Below are 20590 nucleotides of genomic sequence, written 5' to 3' on the forward strand. Positions count from 1 at the left end.
CCGGGCCGGTCCCGTCGATACGCTCGCGGTAGTTCGAGCCGCGAATCCCGGAGAGGCAGCCCGTGGACGAAACCGCAGTGACTACCCGCCCCGCGCCGGATGGCGACCGAACGGCCCTCGCGCAGTTGAGCTTCGAGCAGACGGTGCCGCGCTCGCTCGTGCATCGCGCCGCGGTCAACGAGGTCTTCCTCACCGACGCGGCGGTGATCGGCAAACGCGAATGGGCCGTGGCGGCGATGCTCCCGCGCAGCCACATGCTGTTCAACGACGGCGGCAATCCGGACTACCTGGACACGATCGCGATCATGGAGGTCACCCGGCAGGTGACCGAGTATGTCGCGCATCAGTTCGTGAACGTGCCGGACAACCAGTTCCTGGTCTTCCGGGACATGCGGATCGACATCTTCGCCCCAGAACGCCTGCGCACCGGCCCGGATCCGGCACGCGTGGTGACCATCGTCAACGCGCGCACCTCCGAGCGGCTGGCCCAGCACCCGGTGACCATCATCGTCGACGGCCACGAATGCGGGCGGGCCGGCGGCCGGTGGCTGCCACTGCCGCTGCACTACTACGAATACATTCGCGAACGCGCACGGACGAAGACGCTCGCGCTCGGTCCGGAACCGGCACGACCGCTCGACCCGACCACCCTGCTCGCCCCGGACCGGGTCGGTCGAGGATCACCGCGGAATATCTTGCTCGCCAACGAGATCGACGGCGGCGCAGACAGCATCACATGCGAACTGACCTTCGATCCGAGGCATCCGGTGTTCTTCGATCATCCGATGGATCACGTACCCGGCATGCTGCTGCTGGAAGCGGCCAGACAGGCCTGCCTGGCCGCGCTGTCGAAACACCGCGACACCGACCCGCGCCGGGCCGTAATCATCGGTTGTGACGTCGATTTCGGCAATTTCTGCGAACCGGATCTACGCACCGGCTGCCAGGCGGCGATCACCGAATCCGGCGACCCCGGCCCCGGCCGTCGGCACCGGGTTCGGGTCGCCTTCGACCAGGCGGGTGAGTCGCTCGGCGCCATCGACCTCGAGGTGCTCGACGAATCCGGTTCGGGCTGACGGGAGGACCACGTGCGCACACCGGAACGAGTCGCGGTGGTCGGGGCCGGGGTCTGCGGTATCGCCGCCGCGCTCGCGCTGCATCGGGCGGGCTGCGCGGTCGAGATCCTGGAACGCGACGACCGAATCGGTGGGCGGCTCGGTTTCGCCGAACTCGGCGATCGCGAAGTCCTGCTCGGCGGCAAGAACATCGGGCGCCGCTACACCCGATTCCGGGCGCTGCTGGAACTGCTCGGCGGCACCGGATACGAGCCCTTCGGCATCAACACCTCCCGGGTCGTCGCGGGCCGGCTGGTCGGCCTCGACAGCGACAACCGGGCCGCCACGATGAACGGCATTCTGCGGATGTGCGATTGGCGGGACCTGACCGCCCTGGACCGCATCGCCAGGAAGGTGAAATCCGCGGAACCGGCCCGGTTCCTCGGCTCCGACCTCGCCAGAAAGCTCGGCCGCCACGACGATCGGCCGCTGTCGGAGCATTTCGGCAAGCGCACGACCGCCAACTTCCTCCGGCCGATCACGGTCCGGATGAACGGCGCCGAGCCGGACGAGGCCTATTACGGCAACTTCCCGACCAATATGGGCATGCTGATCGATACCTTCGATCAACCGACCACCGGACTGTCCACCCTGCTGGCGCGCATCGGGGATCTGGTCGAGACTCGTTACCGCACAACGGTTACCGGCATCACCCGGCTCGACGGCGGCGTTGTCCTGCACCTGCTCGACGCGGGCGGGCGCGCCACCCAGGCTCGCTACGACGCCGTCGCCGTCTGCACCCCCGCCCACGCGGCCGCACCACTGCTGGCACCGCTGTCGGACACCGTGGCCGAACTGCTGCGCTCGGTGCGCTACTTCCCGGCCACGGTCGCGGTGGTGCGCTACGCATACGACGTCTTCGCCGCGGATGTGCGCGCCATCGCCCTCGACGACCAGCCGTGCAGCAACGCGGGCAGCTACGGCAAGGAGACGAGAAACATTGTCCGATACACCTTCTCGGGCAAGCACGGCCGGCTGACCGATCCGGCCGACACCGACGTACTCGACCTGGTCACCGATACCGAACATCAGCTGCGCACCCACTTGGGGACCGCGCGTCAACCGAGAACCTCGGCGGCAGTTCGTCATTGGCCGCAGGCCTACTGCGGCTACCTGCCGCACCACAGTGACTTCCTCGATGCGCTGACCGCAGCCGCTGCCCCGCTCACCGGCCTCGCCCTGGCCGGCGACTACCTGCTCGGCGCCTCGGTCGAAGCATGCTGCCGCTCCGGCGAAAATGCTGCCGCCGCACTGCTTTCGGCCGCTCCGCCCCGCGGAGCGACGGGGTGAGAATCCTGATCGTCGGCGGCGGCATCGCCGGGCTCACCCTCGCGGCGCGGCTGCGTCAACGCGGACTGCGCCCCACGGTGATCGACACGATCGGCAGCTACGGCCCCACCGGATACGCGATCGCGTTGTGGCCGGCCGGAAGTCGCATCCTGCACGGCCTCGGGCTGTGGAACTCCTTCATCGACCTGAGCGTGCCATTGCGGCGCTACGTCGTGCACGACCGCGACGGCACGATCCTGCGTACCTTCGATCTCGACCGCCTCGACGCCGGAAAGGGGTTGCCCCGCACAGCTCCGCGCGCCGAACTGCTCGCCATCCTCGCCTCGGCCAACGGCGGCACACCGGTCGATCTGGAGACCGAGGTGGACCGGATGCGCCAGATCGGCTCGACCGTGCGGGTCCGGTTCGACGACGGCCGGGAGCACGACTACGACCTGGTCGTCGGCGCGGACGGCATCCGCTCTCGCACCCGCAGGCAGGCCGAGCTGCACACCGCCGAACATCGGTTCGGCTGGCGCATCTGGTGGTGGTGGGCGCCGCGCGATGTCACCCCGCCGGACGAGCTGCACGAGACCTGGGGACTGCGGCGCATCATGTCCGCGTATCCGACCCAGGATCGGGTCGCCTGCTTCGTCGCGATCGCCGGCCCGTTCGACGACGCGAGCCCGGCCTCGTCCGCCGACCGGTGGCCGCCGAGCGACCCGTGCCGCGCCGACGAGTGCCTGATCCTGCGCACCCTGCCCGACGCCGACCGGGTCGAAAGCCTGGATCTGGTGGAAGTCACCGTCCCCCAATGGATTCGGGGACGGATCGTGCTGCTCGGCGATGCCGCCGCCGGCCTGGTGCCGAGCACCGGCATCGGCGCGTCGCTGGCGATGGAGTCGGCAGCGGTGCTGGACGACGAACTGGTGCGGGTGGACACGGCGCACATCGACACCGCCCTCACCCGGTTCGCCCGCCGCCGCATGCCGCGGATCGACGCGGAGCAGCACCGTGCCCGGGTGTTCGGCGAGGTGATGATGCTCAACCGCTGCAACGGCATTCCGCCGTAGCACCCACTCGCCGAGGGAGAACCCATGACCAGCACGCCGCTCGACGACATCCCCGGACTCTTCCGGTGCGAGACGGTCTCGCGCGCCGACGCGACCAACCAGTTGCTCGCCCTGACCAGGCAGCTGCGCGCGGGCGCCGCCGACCGCGAGGTGTACACCGTGCATCAGCACGTCGACTGTCCACCGGAGGTCCTCTACGACTATCTGCTCGATATCCGCAGCGTCGAGGAATTCACCTACAGCATGCGCGATTTCCGCCCCGACGGCGACACCGGCCGCTACATCGGGGTGGACGCCACCGATCCGGACACCACGATCCACCTGCGCATCACCGGCAATCGCGAGGTCGGCACCGTCGACTACGAGTCGGCCTTCGACCAGGGCGAGGATCTGTGGATGGTGTTCTGCGGCCGGGTGCTGTCCGCCCGCCGGGTGCAGCGACGCAGCGGCGCGCTGGTCTCGTGGACGATCTGGCGTCATCCGTACTACGACCAGAATCCGTATCCGCATCTCTCCCCCCGCCGGGGCCGGGTCTGGCCTGGGTCGATGTGGCCGCTGTTCCACGCCTGCGATGTGCTGGAGCTGCGCAATATGCAGAAGATCCTCGAACACCGCACGCTGCCCGCCCCCACCGCCGGGCGGTGACCCGTCGTGACCGACAACTACGGTGCGGCCGCGGAGTTCTACGACATCGCCGGTCGGCCCTATTGGCGGCCGCGGGCCGCCGCGTTGGCGAAGGCCATGTCCCCTGCCGCACAAACGAATTCGCCGATCGTGGATGTCGGCGCCGGCACCGGGCTGGTCGTCGAGATGATCGGCGCCGCGCTGGCCGAAGTCCCGATCATCGCGATCGAGCCCTCCCCCGCCATGCGCGCCGCACTCGCCGGCCGGGTGCTGGCGAACGCGCTGGCGCCGCGGGTGACCATCGTCGCGGGCACCCTCCAGGAGACCACTCTGCCCAACCGGATCGGCGGCATGGTCGCCTGCGGGGTGCTCGGGTATCTCGCACCGGAGGACCGGCACGCGTTGTGGCGACTGCTCGCCGACCGGCTCGCGCCCGGTTGCCGGGCGGTCGTGGACGCCGCGCCGTTTCCCGCCACCCGGACCGTCCGGCCGATTCGAGTCGGCGTCACGAGATTCGGTGTGCGACACCACGAGATCTGGCTCGGTTCCCGCCCCGCCGACCCGGGACGGATCGAATTGACCACGATCTGCCGGGTGGTGCAGGACGGGCGGACGGTACGGGAGTCGGTGAGCACCGTGCAGTGGTGGGCGCTCGACCTGCGCACCATCGTCGCCGAAGCCACCGCGGCCGGACTCGCCTGCCAGCGCGCCGGGTGGGACCTCGCCACGTTGTCCGCCGAGCCGGATCGGCCACTCGATGCGCAGCGGAGCGAGGCGGCGGCCTCCACCAAGTGTTGAGCCAGGTGTGACCATTCGGCCGAGGAAACAGGGCCGTACCCAAGGTTATCGTCGTCTCAGACGGAACCGGTTCACCCGGAACATCTTCCCCACCGGTCCGTTTCCAGCCCTGGCGACGCGAGGAGTGTCATGCCGAATCAAATTGCGGCGCAGACCGATTCGACATTCTGGCACGGCTTCACCAATATGCGCGGTTTTCGCAGGCGCGGCATCAGCATCGCCTCGGCCGAGGGCGTATGGGTGGTGGACACCGAAGGCAATCGGTATCTCAACGCATTCGGCGGACTGTGCAATCTGAGCCTCGGCGGCGCCCATCCCGAGATCATCGAGGCGATCCGCGAGCAGGCGGGCAAGCTGCTGTACTTCCCCATCGAGCGGGCCACGCACCAGGCCGCCGACGAGTACGCCCACCGGCTGGCCGCGGTGACCCCTGACGGACTGAACACCGTCTTCTTCGCGTCCACCGGCTCCGAGGCCAACGAAACCATCATCAAGATGATGCGGCAGTATCAGCGGCTGCGCTTCGGCGAGGACACCACCAAGCTCGGCGTGATCGCCCTGGATCGGGCCTATCACGGGGTCACCTACGGCGCGTTGAGCGCCACCGGCTCCGCGTTCCGCCGGTTCCGCAGACAGTTCGAACCGTTGACCCCCGGTTTCCATCACGCGCCCTCGCCGTACGCGTATCGATGCGAATCCGGTTGTGCCGGAACGTGCACGCTCGCCTGCGCCGACGCGGTCGAGACGATGGTCGAGCGGCTCGGGGCGGCGAACATCGCCGGCGTGCTCGTCGAGCCCGCGCTCGGGGTCGGCGGCGCGATCGTGCCGACCCGCGAATACCACGAGCGGCTACGCGAGATCTGCGACAGCAACGACCTGTTGCTCGCCTACGACGAGGTGATCACCGGATTCGGCAGGCTCGGCGAGTGGTTCGGCGCCGACTACTTCGGGGTGCGACCGGACTTCATGGCCCTGTCCAAGGGCATCAACAGCGGCTATCTGCCGTTCGGCGCGGTCGTCGTGCACGACGACGTGTACCGCGAATTCCTTTCCACGGTAGACGGTTTCATCGCGACCGGCAGCACCACGAACGGCAATCCGCTCTGCTGCGCGTCGGCGCTGGCCACCCTGGAGATCATGCAGCGCGACGGCATCGTCGATCAGGTCCGCCAGACCGGCAAGTACCTCTTCGACAAGTTCGCGAACCTGCGCGAGTACCCGATCGTCGGCGATATCCGCGGCGCGGGACTGCTGATGGGGATCGAGCTGGTCAAGGACCGGGACACCAAAGAGCCTATCCCGCAACCGCAATGGCAGGTGATCGAGGACCGGCTCGCGCTGAGCGGGCTGATCATCGGCAGCCAGGGCGCGGAGGGCCTCGGCGGCACCATCGGCATCGTCCCGCCGCTCACCATCACCACCGAGGAGGTCGACGAGCTCTACCGCCGCCTCGACGGCGTGCTGGCCAGATACTCCCGGCTCACGGCCAAGGGCTGAACCCGTCAGCGCAGAAGCAAACCCACCATGTACACCGATCCGAGGAGGAACGCCGTGGGGTCCATGCTGAGTTCGGAGGAACTCGACGACATCGTACGCAGCGCGGTCGCATTGGCGCTCGCCGTCGAACTGGACGACGTGACGCCGGACAAATTGCTGATTCCGGAGCTCGGTGCGGAATCGATCGACTTCCTGGACATCACCTTCCGGCTGGAGCAGTTCCTGCCGATCTCGGTGCCGCGCGACGACCTGAACGAACAGGCCGAAGACGTGTTCGGCGCGGGAGCGGCGGTGGACACGCTGCGCAGGCTGACGCCGCTGGGCGCTTACTTGGTCCGCGAACGTCTCCTCGGGGTCGATCTGAGCAAGGTCGAACCCGGGATGCGCGTCGAGGACGTGGCCGCGCTGTGGACGGTGCACACCTGGGGCGGGCTGTGCCAGCGGCTGCTCGACACCATCCCCGAGCGGTGCCAGGCCTGCGGCGGCAGCCGGACGTTCCTGCGCAACGAGGACGGCGAGTTCCACGCCGAATGTGACGGCTGCGGAACCGAACTCACCGCGATACCCGGCGACGAGCTGAACCAGAACTGGTTCGAGGAGATCCGCGAGCTCGACGAGGTGGCGCTGCTGGTCCGGCAGAGCCGGGTGCAGGCCGCCGAGGCCGAGGCCGCGACCGGCCCGGCGAGCGCACCGGCCCCGGCCGACGCCGTCGCGGAGTGACCGGTGTTCGGCGAAGCACACCCGCGACGGGTGGTCATCACGGCGGCGGAGATGGTGACGCCGCTCGGCGCGGATGCCGAGACGACCTTCCGCGGCTTCGTCGACGGTCGCTCCGGCATTCGCACCACCACCCGATTCGACGCCTCCGGACTCGGCTCCCAGGTGGCGGCCGAGGTCGATGACGGGTTCCTCGCCGCGACGGCGGGGTACGCGCCGCGCGCCGAGGCGCTGTCCCGATCGGCGCCCCGCGCGGTACAGCTCGGCCTCGCCGCCGGTCTCGCGACGAAACGGCTTGCCGGACTGACCGATACGCCCCCGCACCGGTTCGGGGTGTGTGTCGGCACCTCCGGCCAGATGTACGACATCGGCGTATTGGACGAGTTGCTCCAGCGCCGGATCGGCTCGGGGACAACGGGTCCCGGCCCGGAGTTCGCCGGCCTGCTGGCCACCCAGCGGCACAGCATGCGCAAGAACGCCAGCGCGGCCGCGCTCGCCCACCTGTGCGGCGCGGCCGGGCCGACCATGACCGTGTCGTCGACCTGCGCGTCGGGCACCCAGGCGATCGGCGAGGCCACCCTCTGGATCCGCGAGGGCGACGCCGACGCGGTGCTGGCGGGTGGCTGCGATTCGCTGCTCAGTTTCCTCGGCATCTCGTCGTTCGACCTGCTCACCGCGCTGGCCACCCGGTTCAACGACCGGCCCGCGGCCGCGAGTCGTCCGTTCGATCGCCGACGGTGCGGCTTCGTGATGGGCGAGGGCGCCGCCTTCGTGATGCTGGAGGAGCTCGGGCACGCGCTGCGCCGCGGCGCCGAACCGCTGGCCGAGGTGGCCGGGTACGGCACGTCGTGTGATGCCTACCGCATCACCGACAGTCCGCCGCACGGTGCGGGCGCGGTGCTGGCGATGTCCGGCGCCCTCACCGACGGCGGGCTGCGGGCCGAGGACATCGACTACATCAGCGCGCACGGCACCTCGACGCTGATCAACGATCGGGCCGAAACCCGGGCGGTGCACAAGGTTTTCGGCGACCGGGCGGCCTCGATCCCGATCAGCTCGCAGAAGTCGATGATCGGGCACACGATCGCCGCGGCGGGCGCGATCGAATGCGTCACCTGCCTGCACGTGCTGCGCACGGGCCTGATCCCGCCCACCATCAACTACGAATTCCCGGACCCCGACTGCGATCTGGACTATGTGCCGAATACCGCTCGCGCGCAGGAGGTCCGGGTCGCGATGAGCAACTCGTTCGGGTTCGGCGGGCAGAACGCGAGCATCGTGCTGCGCCGCTGGCCCGGCCGGGCGGACGGCGACGGCCATGGGTGAGCGCGTGGTGGTGACCGGCGTCGGCGCGGTGTCCGCGCTCGGCAACGATGCGCGAACGCAGTGGAATGCGTTGCTGCGCGGCGTTTCCGGCGTCGGGCCGCTGCGCGGGCTCGCCGAAGACCTCGAACTACGGTCCGGCGACCGGCCGCTGGCCGCGGCCCAGGTGCGCGGCATCGACCCGGGCGACTGGATCACCGACCGCAAGGCCGCCCGGGCCATGCGGCTGCACACGCACCTGGCCTTCGCCGCCACCGGGCAGGCGATGACCTCGGCGAAGATCCATCCGGGCAACGTGGACGCCGACGCGACCGGAATCACCCTGGGCGTCACCATGATCGACTACGACATCGCCGATCTGGAACTCGCCGCCCGCCGGTCCCTGCGCGATCCGATCGGCTTCGACATCGAACGGTTCTGCCGCACCGGCTGGCGCGCCATTTCGCCCATGGTCTCCATCGTGATGCTCAACAACGCCACCCTCTGCCAGATCGCCATGCAGTACGGGCTGCACGGGCCGAACGCTTCGTTCAGCCCGTTCGGCGAGGCCGGCGGGCAGGCGATCGGCGCGGCGCTGCGCATGTTGCAGGACGGCGACGCCGAGGTGATGCTGGCCGGCGGGGTCAGCCCGCGGCTGAATCTGTCTGCCCTGCAACGCATGCTCTACCTCGGCATCGTCGCGCGGACCGCCGATCCGGCCGCCGGATCGGGCCGGCCGTTCGATCGAGACCGCACCGGAACGGTGCCCGGCGAGGGCGCGGCCGTGCTGGTACTCGAGACGCTTCCGCACGCCAGGGCCAGGGGCGCGCACGTACTCGCGGAGGTGCTCGGTCACGGTGCGGCGGTCGGCGTGCCACCCGGGCCGGAGCCGCACCCACCGCGCACGGCGATCGAGCAGTCGCTCGCCGCCGCCCTCGACGACGCGGCGCTGACCCCGGACCGGCTCGGCTGCGTGTACGCCGACGCGCCGGGACTGCCGTCGGGCGACGCCGTCGAGGCGGCCGCCATCGGCGCGGTGCTCGGCCGGCACGCCGCCGATGTCCCGGTGACCTCGGCCAAGGGAGCCACCGGTCACCTGCTGGCGGCGGCACTGCCGCTGCACAGTGTCTTCGCCGTGCACAGTCTGGTCGAGCAGCGAGTGCCCGCGATCACCAATCTGCTTCATCCCGAACCTGATTCGAATCTGGACCTGGTGCGCGACCGTCCACGCCGGATCGGTGCCGGCACCGCCGTGGCGTGCCTGGCCGGCGGGTTCCGCGGGCAGAGCGAGTGCGTCGTGTTCGGTCCGTTCGAGGCGAAGGGGACATGATGCGATTCCTGCTCTACGACCGGGTGCTGGAGGCGAGCAAGGGCGAGTCCATGGTCGCGGTGAAACACGTCTCGCTCACCGAGGACCATCTGGCCGCGGGCTACGCGGGCCGCCGGCTGCTCAGCGGCTCGCTGCTGCTCGAGTCGATGGCGCAGGTCGCGGGCTGGCTGGTGCATCTGAGCACCGATTTCACCGTCTCGGCGTTCCTGTGCATCATCGATCGGGCCGAGATCGTCGGCGAACTCCCGCCGGGCCGGGCGATGCGGGTCGAGGCCCGAATGCTCGGGCTGAGCAAGCGCTGGGCGCAGCTCAGCTGCGCGGCCTACGACGAGACGACGCCCGTCGCACACATCGCGCGGCTGAACTACGTGCTTCAGGACATCACCGACCCGGCCGAGATCGCGGCCGAGGAAAACCGGTTCCGCTACTACTCCGGCTGGTCGCTCGACCGGATCCGGGCCGTGCCGAGCGGGACGGTGTCCCGATGAACCGGGTGGTTGTGACCGGGCTCGGCGCGGTTACCCCGATCGGGCTCGGCCATCACCAGTTCTGGGCCGACCTCGTGGCCGGCGTCTCGGGCGAGGGGCCGATCACGCTGTTCGACGCGTCCGCCCTGCCGACCCGGATCGCCGCCGAGGTCGCCGAATTCGACGTGCACGACTACTGGGACGGCCCGTTCCCGGCCGAGCTGCGCGCCGACCGGCAGGCCCGGTTCGCGCTCGCGGCCTGCGCCATGGCCCTCGCCGACAGCGGCCTGACCCGGACCGGCGGCCCGATCGCGGTGCGCGCCACCGGCCGAGTCGGCCTGGTGCTCGGCGCGGGTCTCGGCATCGTCGGAATGGACGACATCGCCGGGCATCTCGACGACCACGGCCGATTCCGGCTCCCGGCCCCGCTGGCCGGCCCGGCGACGATCAACCCGGTTTCGCTGATCCGCGATCCGCAGGACCTGGTGATCGGCCTGCTGGCCGGACATCTGGGCGTCACCGGACCGACCACCGTGATCACCTCGGCCTGCGCGGCCGGCGCCCACGCCATCGGCACCGCGTTCCGCCTGCTCCGGCGCGGCGGCGTGGACGTCGTGCTGTGCGGCGCAATGGATTCCATGATCAACCCGCTCGGCCTCGCCGGGCTGGTCGCCCTCGGCGCACCGTCGACCGACAATCTGCCCGGCCGCACCGGCCGCCCGTTCGACGCGACCCGGACCGGTTTCGTGGTCGGCGAGGGCGCCGGCATGGTCGTACTGGAGACCGAGGCGCACGCCCGTCGCCGGTCGGCGCCGTGGTACGCCGAGGTCGCCGGGTTCGGCCGCTCGCTGGATGCGCACCGGTTCACCGAACCGCACCCGAACGGCGCGGGCGCGGCGCTGTCGATGCGGGCGGCGCTGGCCGACGCGGCGGTGACCCCGGATCAGGTCGGCCTGGTCAACGCGCACGGCACCGCGACCATCCTCAACGACCGGGTGGAGACCACCGCGATCAAGCACGTCTTCGGCCGCGCCGCGACCCGGCTCGCGATCACCGCGAACAAGTCGATGACCGGCCATCTCATCGCCGCCTGCGGCGCCGTGGAATTCATCAGCACCGTGCTGAGCGTGCGCACCGGCCTCGTGCCGCCGACGCTCAACTATCGCCACCGCGATGCCGAATGCGATCTCGATTACGTTCCCGGCACGGCCCGGCAGCTGCCGGTGGAGGTGGCGCTGACCAACTCGTTCGGCCTCGGCGGCCAGAACGGCACCCTGGTGGTGCGTCGCGCCGCCGACGACGCGATGGCACCGGTCTGAGGATGGGATGGCGCACATGCACGTGTTACTGGTGAACCCCGACGTCCGGGACAAGAGCGTGATCTACGGCAACCGCATGCTCAACCCGGTGCCGGTCAACCTCGCCTACCGCGCGGCCATGACCTCGGCCGCGCACCGGGTCACGGTGATCGACGAGAACGCAACGCCCATCACCGATTTCGACCGCTTCGCCGATGCCGACCTGGTCGCCGTCACCTCGAAGTTCTTCGGCGAGCGCCGCACCGGTGAACTGGTCCGCGGTTTCGCCGGACTGGGCACGCCGGTCGTCGTCGACGGGTACTTCCCCAGCTATGACCCCGAGGCCGAGCGGATCGGGGCCGCCGCCGTCATCCGCGGCGAGGTCGAGCAGGTGTGGCCGCAGGTGCTCGACGACGCGGCAGCCGGCCGCCTGCGCCCGCGCTACCTCGGCGGCCCCGTCGATCTGGCGACGCTGCCGCAGTACGGTCCCGAACACCTGCCGCCGCACGACTATGTGTTTCCGGTGGAAGCCACCAGGGGCTGCCCGTTCTCGTGCAACTTCTGCATCGAGACCCGCTACCACCACGAGTCCTTCCGCACCCGGCCGATCGATCAGGTGCTCGCCCAGATCGAGTCGCGCACCGGCGATTTCGTCCAGTTCTCGGATATCAATATCGTCGGGAACCCGCGCTATGCGCGGACCCTGTTCGCCGAATTGGCACCGCTGCGGGTGCTGTGGGGCAGTCAGGCGACGATCACCATCGCCCAGCGCGAGTCGCTGGCGCAGGCCGCCGGGCAGGCCGGGTGCATGCTCGTGTTCATCGGCCTGGAATCGGTGCACCCGCAGAACCTGGTCTCCTCAGACAAAGCCTGGAGCCGTCCGACCGATTATCGCAGGCACATCGCCCGGCTGCACGATGCGGGCATCGGGGTGATCGGTTCGTTCGTCTTCGGTTTCGCCGGCGATACCCCGGACGTGTTCGAGCGGACCCTGGAGTTCGTCGTGGACAACGAGATCGAGATCTGCCACTTCAACCCGCTCGGCAGCGGGCCGGGAGTGCCACTGTACGAACAACATCGGCGCGCGGGGCGAATGATCGACCCCGGTCCGGGCGGGCCGTCGCACCTGCGCGCGTCGGTGGCGCCGGTGTCGATGACCGTCGCTCAGCTCGAGGACGGCCTCGAATACCTCTACACCAGAACCTATTCCCGCGCGGTGACCCGGCAGCGACTGCGCCGTCATCTCGGCGATGCCCCACTGCCCGGCCCGCGGTCCGGGGCGAAGAAGCGCGCCATCGTCGGTCTCAACCTGGCCTATCGGCGCGCCGTGGAGCGACATTATGGATCGACCGTCGGCGCGGAGGGACGGCCATGACCGCCGCCACCGAAGCCGCCGTGTCCCCACTGCTGCTATCGGCCTTCTCCGGCGCGGCGCCGATGACGGTGGGAGTCGATCTCGCGGCGATCGGCCGGGTGCGGGCCCTGCTCGCCGCCGGCACCGGGTTCACCGACCGGGTGTTCCGCCCGGCGGAGATCGCCTACTGCGCCGGATTCCGTGATCCCGCACCGCATTTCGCCGCCCGGTTCAGCGCCAAGGAGGCCACGTTGAAGGCGTTGCAGGTCGGCCTGGGCCTGCCGCCCGCGACCCGGCGACTGCGCGACATCGAGGTCTGCCGGTCCGCCGGAGCACCGCGGTTGCTCCTGCACAACCGCCTGCCGGCACTGGCGCGGCGACTCGGTATCACCGGTGCCGCAGTGTCATTGAGTCACGACGGCGACTATGCCGTCGCCTACGTGTTGCTCACCGCGCAGGGGGCGGTGAGCACATGAACCGCCTCGACGACTCCGTCGCCGTCGTGACCGGTGCCGCCGGTGTATTCGGGACCGCTATCGCCACCCGCTACGCCGAGGAGGGCGCGGCGCTGGTGCTCACCGACATCGACGAGACCCGCTTACAGGACACGGCGAAGGCGATCGAAGCCGTTGCCGCCGTGCCGATTACCGCGTTCGTCGCCGACCTGACCGACCCCGTCGACGTGACGCGGCTCTTCGAGCACACCGACGAAACCTACGGCCGCATCGACGTCCTGATCAACAACGCCGGCGCGGCGCTGCGCTCACCGCTGGTCTTCCACAACGACGCCGACTGGCACCGGATGCTCCGGATCAACCTCGACACCGTCTTCTATTGCAGCAGACAGGCGGTGCGCCGGATGCTGCCGCGGCGCAGCGGCCGGATCGTCAACGTCGCCTCGGCGCTCGGATTGACCGGCGGCGCAGACGAAGTCGCGTACGCGACCGCGAAGGCGGCGGTGCTCGGGTTCACCCGCAGCGTCGCCCAGGAGGTCGGGCGGCGCGGCATCTGTGTCAACGCCATCTGCCCGACGCTGGCCGACAGTGGCGTCAGCCGCGCGTATTTCGGCGGTTTCGACGTCGACATCCGGGCGGTTGCCGGCTATCTCGCCCGGCGCGCGGCGATGCCGCGGCCGATCGCGCCGGACGACGTGGCCGATATCGCGGTCTTTCTCGGCGCACGCGAGAGTGCGTACCTCAATGGGCAGGCCATCCTGGTCGGCGGAGTGGGATAGGAGTATCCGTGCGGTTTCTCATGGTTGACGCGATCACCGAACTCGACGGCGGACGCCGCGCGGTCGGCGTGAAGAACGCCGCGATGAGCGAGGACTACTTCGCCGATCACTTTCCCCAGCAGCCGATTCTGCCCGGCGTGCTGGTGCTGGAGGCGATGACCCAGCTGGCGCGCTGGTTGGTGATCACCGGTAGCGACTTCCACACCACGGTAGTGCTGAGCGCGGTGCAGCACAGCAAGTTCATCGACTTCGCGGTGCCGGGCGACCGGCTGACGGTAGCGGTGGACCGGCTCGACGACGGCGCGCCGGACCAGTCGACCGAGATAGATTTCCGCGGCACCGCGCAGGCACACGGGCGCAAGATCGCCGTCGCGAGCTTCCGTTGCCGCAGTTACCCACTCACCGAATTCGAGGATCCGGACAGCACCCGGCGGCACTATCAGGTGCTGCGGCTCAACGGGACGAAGGTGAACGGGCAATGAGGCGCCGCGTCGCCGTCGTCGGCGCGGGCGTCCTGTCCTGCCTGGGTACCGACTATCGCGCGCAGTGGCAGCGAATTCTGGCGGCCGAGACCGGATTACAGCGACGGCACAGCGAAAGTCCTTCCGAACTGGGCTATTTCGGCACGGTAGACGATACCGGGCACCCGGTCGCCGCGGCCGACCGCAAACAGCTCAAACGGCTGACCCGAGCCTCCCGGCTCGGTGTGTTCGCGGCCGATCTGGCGGTGGCCGACGCGGGACCGGTCTTCCGGGCCGCCGCCACCGCGCGACGCGGGATCTACATCGGCTCCAACGAGAACGAGGACGAACACAACTACCTCGAACGGTTCGCGCCGGTGCTGGCCACCGCGCGCAGGCCGGATGGCACCCTCGACTACCAACGGCTCGGCCACGCGGCGCTGCACCGGGCCAAGCCGGACTTCCTGCTGTCCGGCCTGCCCAACGCGGCGCTGTGCCAGATCACCATCCGGCACGAGATCTGCGGCGCGAACAGCACTTTGGTCGACGGGTCGGCGATGGGCCTGTGCGCGATCGGGCGGGCCTTCCGCGCCGTGCGCGACGGGCGAGTCGACGTGGCCGTCTGCGGCGGAACCGACGCGGGCGCGGACGAATTCGCCCGGCTCGCCCTGCGCGAGTTCGGATTGACCTCTGCCTGTACCGACGGTGCGCGCTCGGTCCGGCCGTACGACCGGGATCGAGACGGATACGTCTGCGCCGAGGGGGCGGCCGCGCTCGTCCTCGCCGAGGTCGAATTGGCCCGCGCCTACGGTGCGACCATGCTGGCCGAGATCTCCGGTTTCGGCGCCGCCACCGATCGGGGCCGACCGCTCGCGCCCGATCCCGAAGGCAGCGGCGTCCGCGGCGCGATCGCGCGCGCCGTCGCCGACGCCGACATCGATCCCGGGCAGGTCGGCTACGTGTACGGGCACGGCGACGCCACCGTGGACGGTGATCGCGCCGAACTGCGCGGCATCGCGAAAACCCTGGCGCGCGAACGCGGTATCCGGCTCACCGGGACCAAGGCCGCCACCGGCCACATGGGCCCGGCCACCGATGTCGCCGAGGCGGCATTCGCCTGCTTGAGCGTGCGCGACGGCATCATCGCGCCGACGCTCAACCTCGAGCGGCTCGACCCGGCCGCCGGTGCGGTCGAGGTGGTGGATCGGCCGTGCGCGCTCGGCGCGCGGTACGCGGTCACGCTCAGCCGGAACGTGGATGGTCCCGAAGTCGCCGCATTGGTGATCGGCGCAGTGCGAGAAGCGAAGTGAGGTTGCCATGTCAGCGGATCTGGCGGGACGCTCCGTCCTGGTCACCGGCGGTTCCCGGGGCATCGGCCGGGCGATCGCGCTCGAGTTCGCCGACCGCGGCTCGGACGTGATCCTGACCTACTGGCGCAAACGCTCCGCCGCCCGTGAGGTGGTCACCGAGATCGAACGCAAAGGCAGGCGGGCCCTCGCGCTGCGCGTGGACGTCGGCGAACGAGACCAGCTGAAACGGCTGTTCGCGGATATCGGCGAACAGTGGGGCGGGCTGGACTTCTACATCAACAACGCCGCGTCGGCGATCATGAAGCCGTTGTTCGCGCTCGAAACCCCGCACTGGCGCTACACCCTCGACACGAACGTCACCGCGGCGTTGTTCGGCTGCCGCGCGGCCTACGACCTGATGCCCGGCGGGCGCGGCGCCATCGTCCTGCTGTCGAGCATGGGCGGGCGGCGTTATCTGCCCAGCTACGGCGGGCTCGGCATCTGCAAGGCGGCGATCGAATCGATGGGTCGCTACCTGGCCGTCGAACTCGCGCCGGGGGTCAACGTCAACACCGTCTGCGGCGGGCTCATCGAGACCGACTCGGTTCGCGCCCTGGCCGGCGCGCAGGACTGGATGCGGCAGGTCGCGGAGGTCGGCCCGATGCGACGGGTCGGGCGGCCCGAGGATCTGGCCAAGGTCGTCGCCTTCCTGTGCACCGACGACGCGAGCTGGATCCGCGGTCAGACCATCGTCGTCGACGGCGGCGCCTCGCTGACGTCCTGAGCCCGAACGACTAGGAGGCACTCGTGCGCACCGTGATCGAGGAAACCAGGGGAATCTACGATCTGACCCACCGGCAGATCACGCTCACCCCCTCCGGGCAGGCCATGATGGCCTATCTGTGGCAGGACTGGGGCGGCTATCTCGGCCAGCTGAGCTGGACCACCAGGGATCAGCTGCGCGAGCTGACCCGGGCCACCGGGCTGGCGCCGCGAACGACCGGTCTCGATCTCTGTTGCGGCACCGGCGGCATCGCCCGCTATCTGGCCGAGGCCACCGGCTGCGCGATGACCGGCATCGACTACTCCCAGCCCGCGATCGAGATCGCCCGGCGCGCCGCGACCGCCGTGCGCCCGCCGATCCGTTTCGATCACGGCGATGCCCGCGAACTGCCCTACGCGGCAGCGACATTCGATGCGGTGGTGAGTGTGGACAGCCTGGTCATCGTGCCCGACCGCCATCGGGTGGTGGCCGAGTGCGCCAGGGTACTGAAACCCGGTGGCCGCCTTGTCTTCACCGACGAGGTGCTGACCGGCCCGTTTCCGCGCGATCCGGACACGTTGCGCGCCTTGTCCGTCTATGGCCGCCTGTTCCCGCAGACCCCCTCGGGATATCGGCGACTGCTGGCGCACGCCGGATTCGTCGACATCGACATCCGGGACAGCACGGCGATGTTCGTCGCGATCAACCAGCGCTGGGCCGACTCGTACCGGCGCTTCGCGACGCAGGGGCGAGAGGTGCTCGGCGACAAGCTTTTCGACGACGGACTTGCCTTCTTCGAGACGCTCGCCGAACAGGGCGCGGCGCGACGGCTCGGTCAGGTCCGGGTGCTCGCCACTCGCGGCCCCGCATAGCCGATGGCGTACTCCACGGACCGAGCCGGGCGCGATCAGCGCACGGTCACCGTTCCCGCCGCATCGAAGATCGCTGTGCTGCACGGTGTTTCGAAGATGTTCGGTCGCGGGGACACCGCCGTGCACGCGCTGATCGAGCTGGACCTGACCATCGCCCCCGGCGAACTGCTCGTGGTGCTCGGCCCCTCGGGGTCGGGCAAGACCACGCTGCTGAACGTGCTCGGCGGCCTCGAAACGCCGACCACCGGCGACATCAGCGTCGACGGCCGGGCACTCACCGGCCTCGACCCGAAGGCGATGTCCGCGCTGCGCCGGGAGTCGCTGAGCTTCGTCTACCAGTTCTTCAATCTCGTTCCGACCCTGACCGCGGCCGAAAACATCGCGGTGCTGGCCGAATTGACCGGCGGCGCGGTCCGATCCCGAGTCCGCGAGGTACTCGCCGAGGTCGGCCTGGCCGAGCAGGCGCACCGCTTTCCGGCCCAGCTGTCCGGCGGCCAGCAGCAGCGGGTCGCGATCGCGCGCGCACTGGTGAACCGGCCGCGCCTGCTGCTGTGCGACGAACCAACGGGCGCACTCGATCTGGGCACCGGGCGCGGCGTGCTCACCCTGCTGCAAGATCTGTGCCACCGCGATGGTCGCGCCGTCGTGCTGGTCACCCACAACCAGGCCATCGCCGCCATCGCCGACCGGGTGCTGCGCATGCGCTCCGGCCGCATCGTCGAAGACCTGCACCAGGACGCGCCGCTGCGGGCGAGCGAGGTGTCCTGGTGACCGGGCATCCGTCGCTGCGCCGGAAGTTATTGCGCGACATTCGCACTCAATGGCCGCAGTTCGCCGCGCAGACGATGATCATCGTCCTGGGGGTCGCGCTGTTCACCGCGTCCTACGGCGCGTACCGAAACCTGACCGCCTCCTATGTCGGCACCTTCGCGACGCAACGATTCGCCGATGTCTGGGTGACCGGCGGCGATTCGGCCGCCATCGCCGCCGCGGCGCGCACGGTGCCCGGCGTCGCCGACGTCGTCGTGCGCCGGCAGGCCGATCTGCCGTTGCGCGTCGGCGGGGACAAGCTGCGCGGCCGAATCGTCGGCATTCCCCCGGACCGCCCACCCGGCATCAACTCCCCGGCCATCCTGTCCGGTCGCTATCCGGCCGCGAATGAGATCCTGGTCGAACACCACATGGCCGAACACTTCGGCTTGACCACCGGCGCAACGCTTTCGGTGCTCGGACCCGACGGCTGGCGCGACGTCCCGATCGCGGGCGTGGTGTCCTCGGCCGAGTACCTCTGGCCCGCGCGCAGCCGCCTCGACATGTTCGCGCTGCCGGACAACTTCGGCGTGATCTTCGCGGCCGAGCCGCTGGCCACCGCGCTCACCCCGGGCGCGACCGACCAGACCCTGGTCCGATTCGCCGGCGCGCCGAATCCTGCCGCGCTCGACCAGCTTCGGCGCACGGCGAACAACCTCGGTGCGCAGGAAGTGCTCGACCGAGCCGATCAACCGTCGAACTGGTTGCTGCGCATGGACATCGACGCCTTCGGGCGCCTCGCCTATCTGTTTCCGCTGCTGTTCCTCAGTGCCGCCGGGCTGGTGGCGTACATCCTGTTGCATCGGCGGGTGCGCACCGAGCGTCCGGTGATCGGCGTGCTGCTGGCCGGCGGCGTGGGACGCGCGACGATCCTGTGGCATTACCTGCAATACGGAATCGTGGCCGGATTGGCCGGGGCGATCGCCGGAATCCCGCTGGGGCTGGCCGGATCCGGCGCACTGAGCAGTGTCTACCTTCGCGCGATCGACTTACCGGAGTCGGCGGCGGTCGTCGAGGTCTTGCCGATCACCGTTCTCGGCGGGCTGGTCTTCGGGGTCGCGGCAGGCGCACTCGGCACCCTCGCGCCGGCACTGCTCGCCTGCCGCACCCCGCCCGCCGCCGCGATGCGCGGACCCCTGCCACCGCGTCCCGGGCGAATCAGCCTGCCCGAACGCTTGATTCCGCCGCTGCGCCGGCTCCCCGCCCGGTGGCTGCTCGTGCTGCGCACCATCGGCCGCAACCCGCGGCGCACCTGGAGCACCGTCCTGGGCACCGCGCTGGCGCTGCTGGTCATCCTCACCTCGTGGATAATGCTCGACACCATGGCCAAGGCCCTGGACGTGTCGTTCCATCAGGTGCAAACCGCCGACGCGCGAGTCGATTTCACCGCTCCGGTCGATCAGCGCCGCCTGGCCGAGCTGACCCACACCGACGGGGTCGTGGCCGCCGAACCGATGGTGCAATTGCCGGTCACCCTGACCGCGGGCAGCGCGACCTATTCGACCGCACTCATCGCGCTCCCCCGCGACACCACGATGCACGGCCTTCGCCCCGTCGCCGGCTCCACCGTTTCCCGCGCCGCCGACGGCCTGCTGGTCGGCAAGGGTGTCCGGCGCCTGCTGCACGTGGATACCGGCGACTCGGTCGAGGTGAAAGTGCCTGGCGTGCAGTCTGTTCGGGTGCCCATCTCGGGCGTGCTCGACGAGCCGATCGGCGCCTTCGCCTATGTGTCGATCGAACAGCTCGACGCGCTGGCGGGCACGCCGATACCGGTCGGCTCGGCGCTGCTACGCGTCGCGCCGGGCACCGATCCCGATCAGCTCCGACACGAGCTGTCCGGCCATTCCGGCATCGCGGCCTACGAGGATCTGGCCGAGTTGAATCGGCTGATCGACCGCTACGCCGGATTCTTCTTCGTGTTCGTCGGCGTGATGCTGGCGCTGGGCAGCGTGCTGGCCTTCGCCATCATCTTCACCACGATGTCGATCAACATCGCCGAGCGGCGGCGCGAGGTCGGTGTGCTGCGGGCGGGCGGAATGCCGCCCGGCATGATCGCGCGCCTGATCACCGGCGAGAACGTGCTGATGACGTTGCTCGGCATCGCGCCGGGACTGGCGCTCGGGGTGCTCGGCGGCCACGCCTTCCTGTCCACCTATACCAACGACCAGTTCCAGCTCGACGCGGTTGTCCGGCCGAGCACCCTGGGTATCGCGGCGCTCGTGATCCTGACGGTCGCCGCCGCGTCGCTGCTGCCCGGACTGCGGGCCGTTCGCCGCCTCGACCTCGCCGCGATCATGCGCGAACGATCCGATTGAGC

Annotated in this window: 20 protein-coding genes; all 20 read left to right on the top strand. The window is 69.9% G+C overall.

Annotated elements, in window-relative coordinates:
- Positions 1-62 precede the first annotated feature (62 nt).
- The 20 genes from AB0M22_RS30440 (at position 63) to AB0M22_RS30535 (ending at position 20588) form a co-directional block, all read left to right on the top strand.
- Positions 63-1076 (top strand): AfsA-related hotdog domain-containing protein, encoded by a 1014-nt coding sequence (locus tag AB0M22_RS30440; RefSeq protein ID WP_364734212.1) that lies wholly within the window; start codon positions 63-65, stop codon positions 1074-1076.
- A 12-nt stretch (positions 1077-1088) separates the two neighbouring features.
- The gene (locus AB0M22_RS30445; RefSeq protein WP_364734214.1) at positions 1089-2405 is read left to right on the top strand and encodes an FAD-dependent oxidoreductase; all 1317 of its coding nucleotides are present in this window, start codon (positions 1089-1091) and stop codon (positions 2403-2405) included.
- A complete protein-coding gene (locus AB0M22_RS30450) occupies positions 2402-3457 on the top strand; it encodes an NAD(P)/FAD-dependent oxidoreductase (RefSeq protein ID WP_364734216.1) in 1056 nt (351 codons plus the stop codon). Before AB0M22_RS30445 ends, AB0M22_RS30450 begins: the two co-directional genes overlap by 4 nt.
- 24 nt (positions 3458-3481) lie before the next feature.
- Positions 3482-4102, top strand: a complete 621-nt coding sequence (locus AB0M22_RS30455; protein WP_364734218.1) for an SRPBCC family protein — start codon at positions 3482-3484, stop codon at positions 4100-4102.
- A 6-nt stretch (positions 4103-4108) separates the two neighbouring features.
- Complete coding sequence (locus AB0M22_RS30460) at positions 4109-4879, top strand: class I SAM-dependent methyltransferase (protein WP_364734221.1); 771 nt, start codon at positions 4109-4111, stop codon at positions 4877-4879.
- 129 nt (positions 4880-5008) lie between these two features.
- Positions 5009-6376 (top strand): aspartate aminotransferase family protein, encoded by a 1368-nt coding sequence (locus tag AB0M22_RS30465; protein ID WP_364734224.1) that lies wholly within the window; start codon positions 5009-5011, stop codon positions 6374-6376.
- 63 nt (positions 6377-6439) lie between these two features.
- Entirely contained in the window at positions 6440-7096 is a 657-nt protein-coding gene (locus AB0M22_RS30470; protein ID WP_364735131.1) for a phosphopantetheine-binding protein, read from the top strand.
- A 3-nt stretch (positions 7097-7099) separates the two neighbouring features.
- Positions 7100-8419: a beta-ketoacyl-[acyl-carrier-protein] synthase family protein gene (locus AB0M22_RS30475; RefSeq protein ID WP_364734226.1), complete on the top strand. Its 1320-nt coding sequence runs from the start codon at positions 7100-7102 to the stop codon at positions 8417-8419.
- Positions 8412-9725, top strand: a complete 1314-nt coding sequence (locus AB0M22_RS30480) for a beta-ketoacyl synthase N-terminal-like domain-containing protein (protein ID WP_364734229.1) — start codon at positions 8412-8414, stop codon at positions 9723-9725. Before AB0M22_RS30475 ends, AB0M22_RS30480 begins: the two co-directional genes overlap by 8 nt.
- Entirely contained in the window at positions 9722-10213 is a 492-nt protein-coding gene (locus AB0M22_RS30485; RefSeq protein ID WP_364734231.1) for a hypothetical protein, read from the top strand. The genes AB0M22_RS30480 and AB0M22_RS30485 overlap by 4 nt, the downstream gene beginning before the upstream one ends.
- Complete coding sequence (locus AB0M22_RS30490; protein WP_364734233.1) at positions 10210-11511, top strand: beta-ketoacyl-[acyl-carrier-protein] synthase family protein; 1302 nt, start codon at positions 10210-10212, stop codon at positions 11509-11511. The genes AB0M22_RS30485 and AB0M22_RS30490 overlap by 4 nt, the downstream gene beginning before the upstream one ends.
- Positions 11512-11527: 16 nt before the next feature.
- Positions 11528-12865 carry a radical SAM protein gene (locus AB0M22_RS30495; protein WP_364734235.1) on the top strand — a complete coding sequence of 446 codons (1338 nt, stop codon included), beginning with the start codon at positions 11528-11530 and terminating at the stop codon, positions 12863-12865.
- Positions 12862-13320 carry a holo-ACP synthase gene (gene acpS / locus AB0M22_RS30500; protein WP_364734237.1) on the top strand — a complete coding sequence of 153 codons (459 nt, stop codon included), beginning with the start codon at positions 12862-12864 and terminating at the stop codon, positions 13318-13320. Before AB0M22_RS30495 ends, acpS begins: the two co-directional genes overlap by 4 nt.
- Positions 13317-14078 carry an SDR family NAD(P)-dependent oxidoreductase gene (locus AB0M22_RS30505; protein ID WP_364734239.1) on the top strand — a complete coding sequence of 254 codons (762 nt, stop codon included), beginning with the start codon at positions 13317-13319 and terminating at the stop codon, positions 14076-14078. The genes acpS and AB0M22_RS30505 overlap by 4 nt, the downstream gene beginning before the upstream one ends.
- A gap of 8 nt (positions 14079-14086) precedes the next feature.
- A complete protein-coding gene (locus AB0M22_RS30510) occupies positions 14087-14560 on the top strand; it encodes a 3-hydroxyacyl-ACP dehydratase FabZ family protein (RefSeq protein ID WP_364734241.1) in 474 nt (157 codons plus the stop codon).
- A complete protein-coding gene (locus AB0M22_RS30515) occupies positions 14557-15849 on the top strand; it encodes a beta-ketoacyl synthase N-terminal-like domain-containing protein (protein WP_364734244.1) in 1293 nt (430 codons plus the stop codon). Before AB0M22_RS30510 ends, AB0M22_RS30515 begins: the two co-directional genes overlap by 4 nt.
- 7 nt (positions 15850-15856) lie before the next feature.
- Positions 15857-16612: an SDR family oxidoreductase gene (locus AB0M22_RS30520; RefSeq protein WP_364734247.1), complete on the top strand. Its 756-nt coding sequence runs from the start codon at positions 15857-15859 to the stop codon at positions 16610-16612.
- Between the two features lie 23 nt (positions 16613-16635).
- The gene (locus AB0M22_RS30525) at positions 16636-17463 is read left to right on the top strand and encodes a class I SAM-dependent methyltransferase (protein ID WP_364734249.1); all 828 of its coding nucleotides are present in this window, start codon (positions 16636-16638) and stop codon (positions 17461-17463) included.
- A 3-nt stretch (positions 17464-17466) separates the two neighbouring features.
- Positions 17467-18234: an ABC transporter ATP-binding protein gene (locus AB0M22_RS30530; protein ID WP_364734251.1), complete on the top strand. Its 768-nt coding sequence runs from the start codon at positions 17467-17469 to the stop codon at positions 18232-18234.
- Complete coding sequence (locus AB0M22_RS30535; protein WP_364734254.1) at positions 18231-20588, top strand: FtsX-like permease family protein; 2358 nt, start codon at positions 18231-18233, stop codon at positions 20586-20588. Before AB0M22_RS30530 ends, AB0M22_RS30535 begins: the two co-directional genes overlap by 4 nt.
- Positions 20589-20590: the final 2 nt, after the last annotated feature.

This window comes from Nocardia sp. NPDC051756, assembly GCF_040681495.1.
Lineage (GTDB): Bacteria > Actinomycetota > Actinomycetes > Mycobacteriales > Mycobacteriaceae > Nocardia.

Coding starts and splice junctions, on each gene's coding strand:
- AB0M22_RS30455 (WP_364734218.1), top strand. CDS start 3,482: ATGACCAGCACGCCGCTCGACGACATCCCCGGACTCTTCCGGTGCGAG.
- AB0M22_RS30465 (WP_364734224.1), top strand. CDS start 5,009: ATGCCGAATCAAATTGCGGCGCAGACCGATTCGACATTCTGGCACGGC.
- AB0M22_RS30470 (WP_364735131.1), top strand. CDS start 6,440: ATGCTGAGTTCGGAGGAACTCGACGACATCGTACGCAGCGCGGTCGCA.
- AB0M22_RS30480 (WP_364734229.1), top strand. CDS start 8,412: ATGGGTGAGCGCGTGGTGGTGACCGGCGTCGGCGCGGTGTCCGCGCTC.
- AB0M22_RS30485 (WP_364734231.1), top strand. CDS start 9,722: ATGATGCGATTCCTGCTCTACGACCGGGTGCTGGAGGCGAGCAAGGGC.
- AB0M22_RS30490 (WP_364734233.1), top strand. CDS start 10,210: ATGAACCGGGTGGTTGTGACCGGGCTCGGCGCGGTTACCCCGATCGGG.
- AB0M22_RS30495 (WP_364734235.1), top strand. CDS start 11,528: ATGCACGTGTTACTGGTGAACCCCGACGTCCGGGACAAGAGCGTGATC.
- acpS (WP_364734237.1), top strand. CDS start 12,862: ATGACCGCCGCCACCGAAGCCGCCGTGTCCCCACTGCTGCTATCGGCC.
- AB0M22_RS30505 (WP_364734239.1), top strand. CDS start 13,317: ATGAACCGCCTCGACGACTCCGTCGCCGTCGTGACCGGTGCCGCCGGT.
- AB0M22_RS30515 (WP_364734244.1), top strand. CDS start 14,557: ATGAGGCGCCGCGTCGCCGTCGTCGGCGCGGGCGTCCTGTCCTGCCTG.
- AB0M22_RS30520 (WP_364734247.1), top strand. CDS start 15,857: ATGTCAGCGGATCTGGCGGGACGCTCCGTCCTGGTCACCGGCGGTTCC.
- AB0M22_RS30530 (WP_364734251.1), top strand. CDS start 17,467: ATGGCGTACTCCACGGACCGAGCCGGGCGCGATCAGCGCACGGTCACC.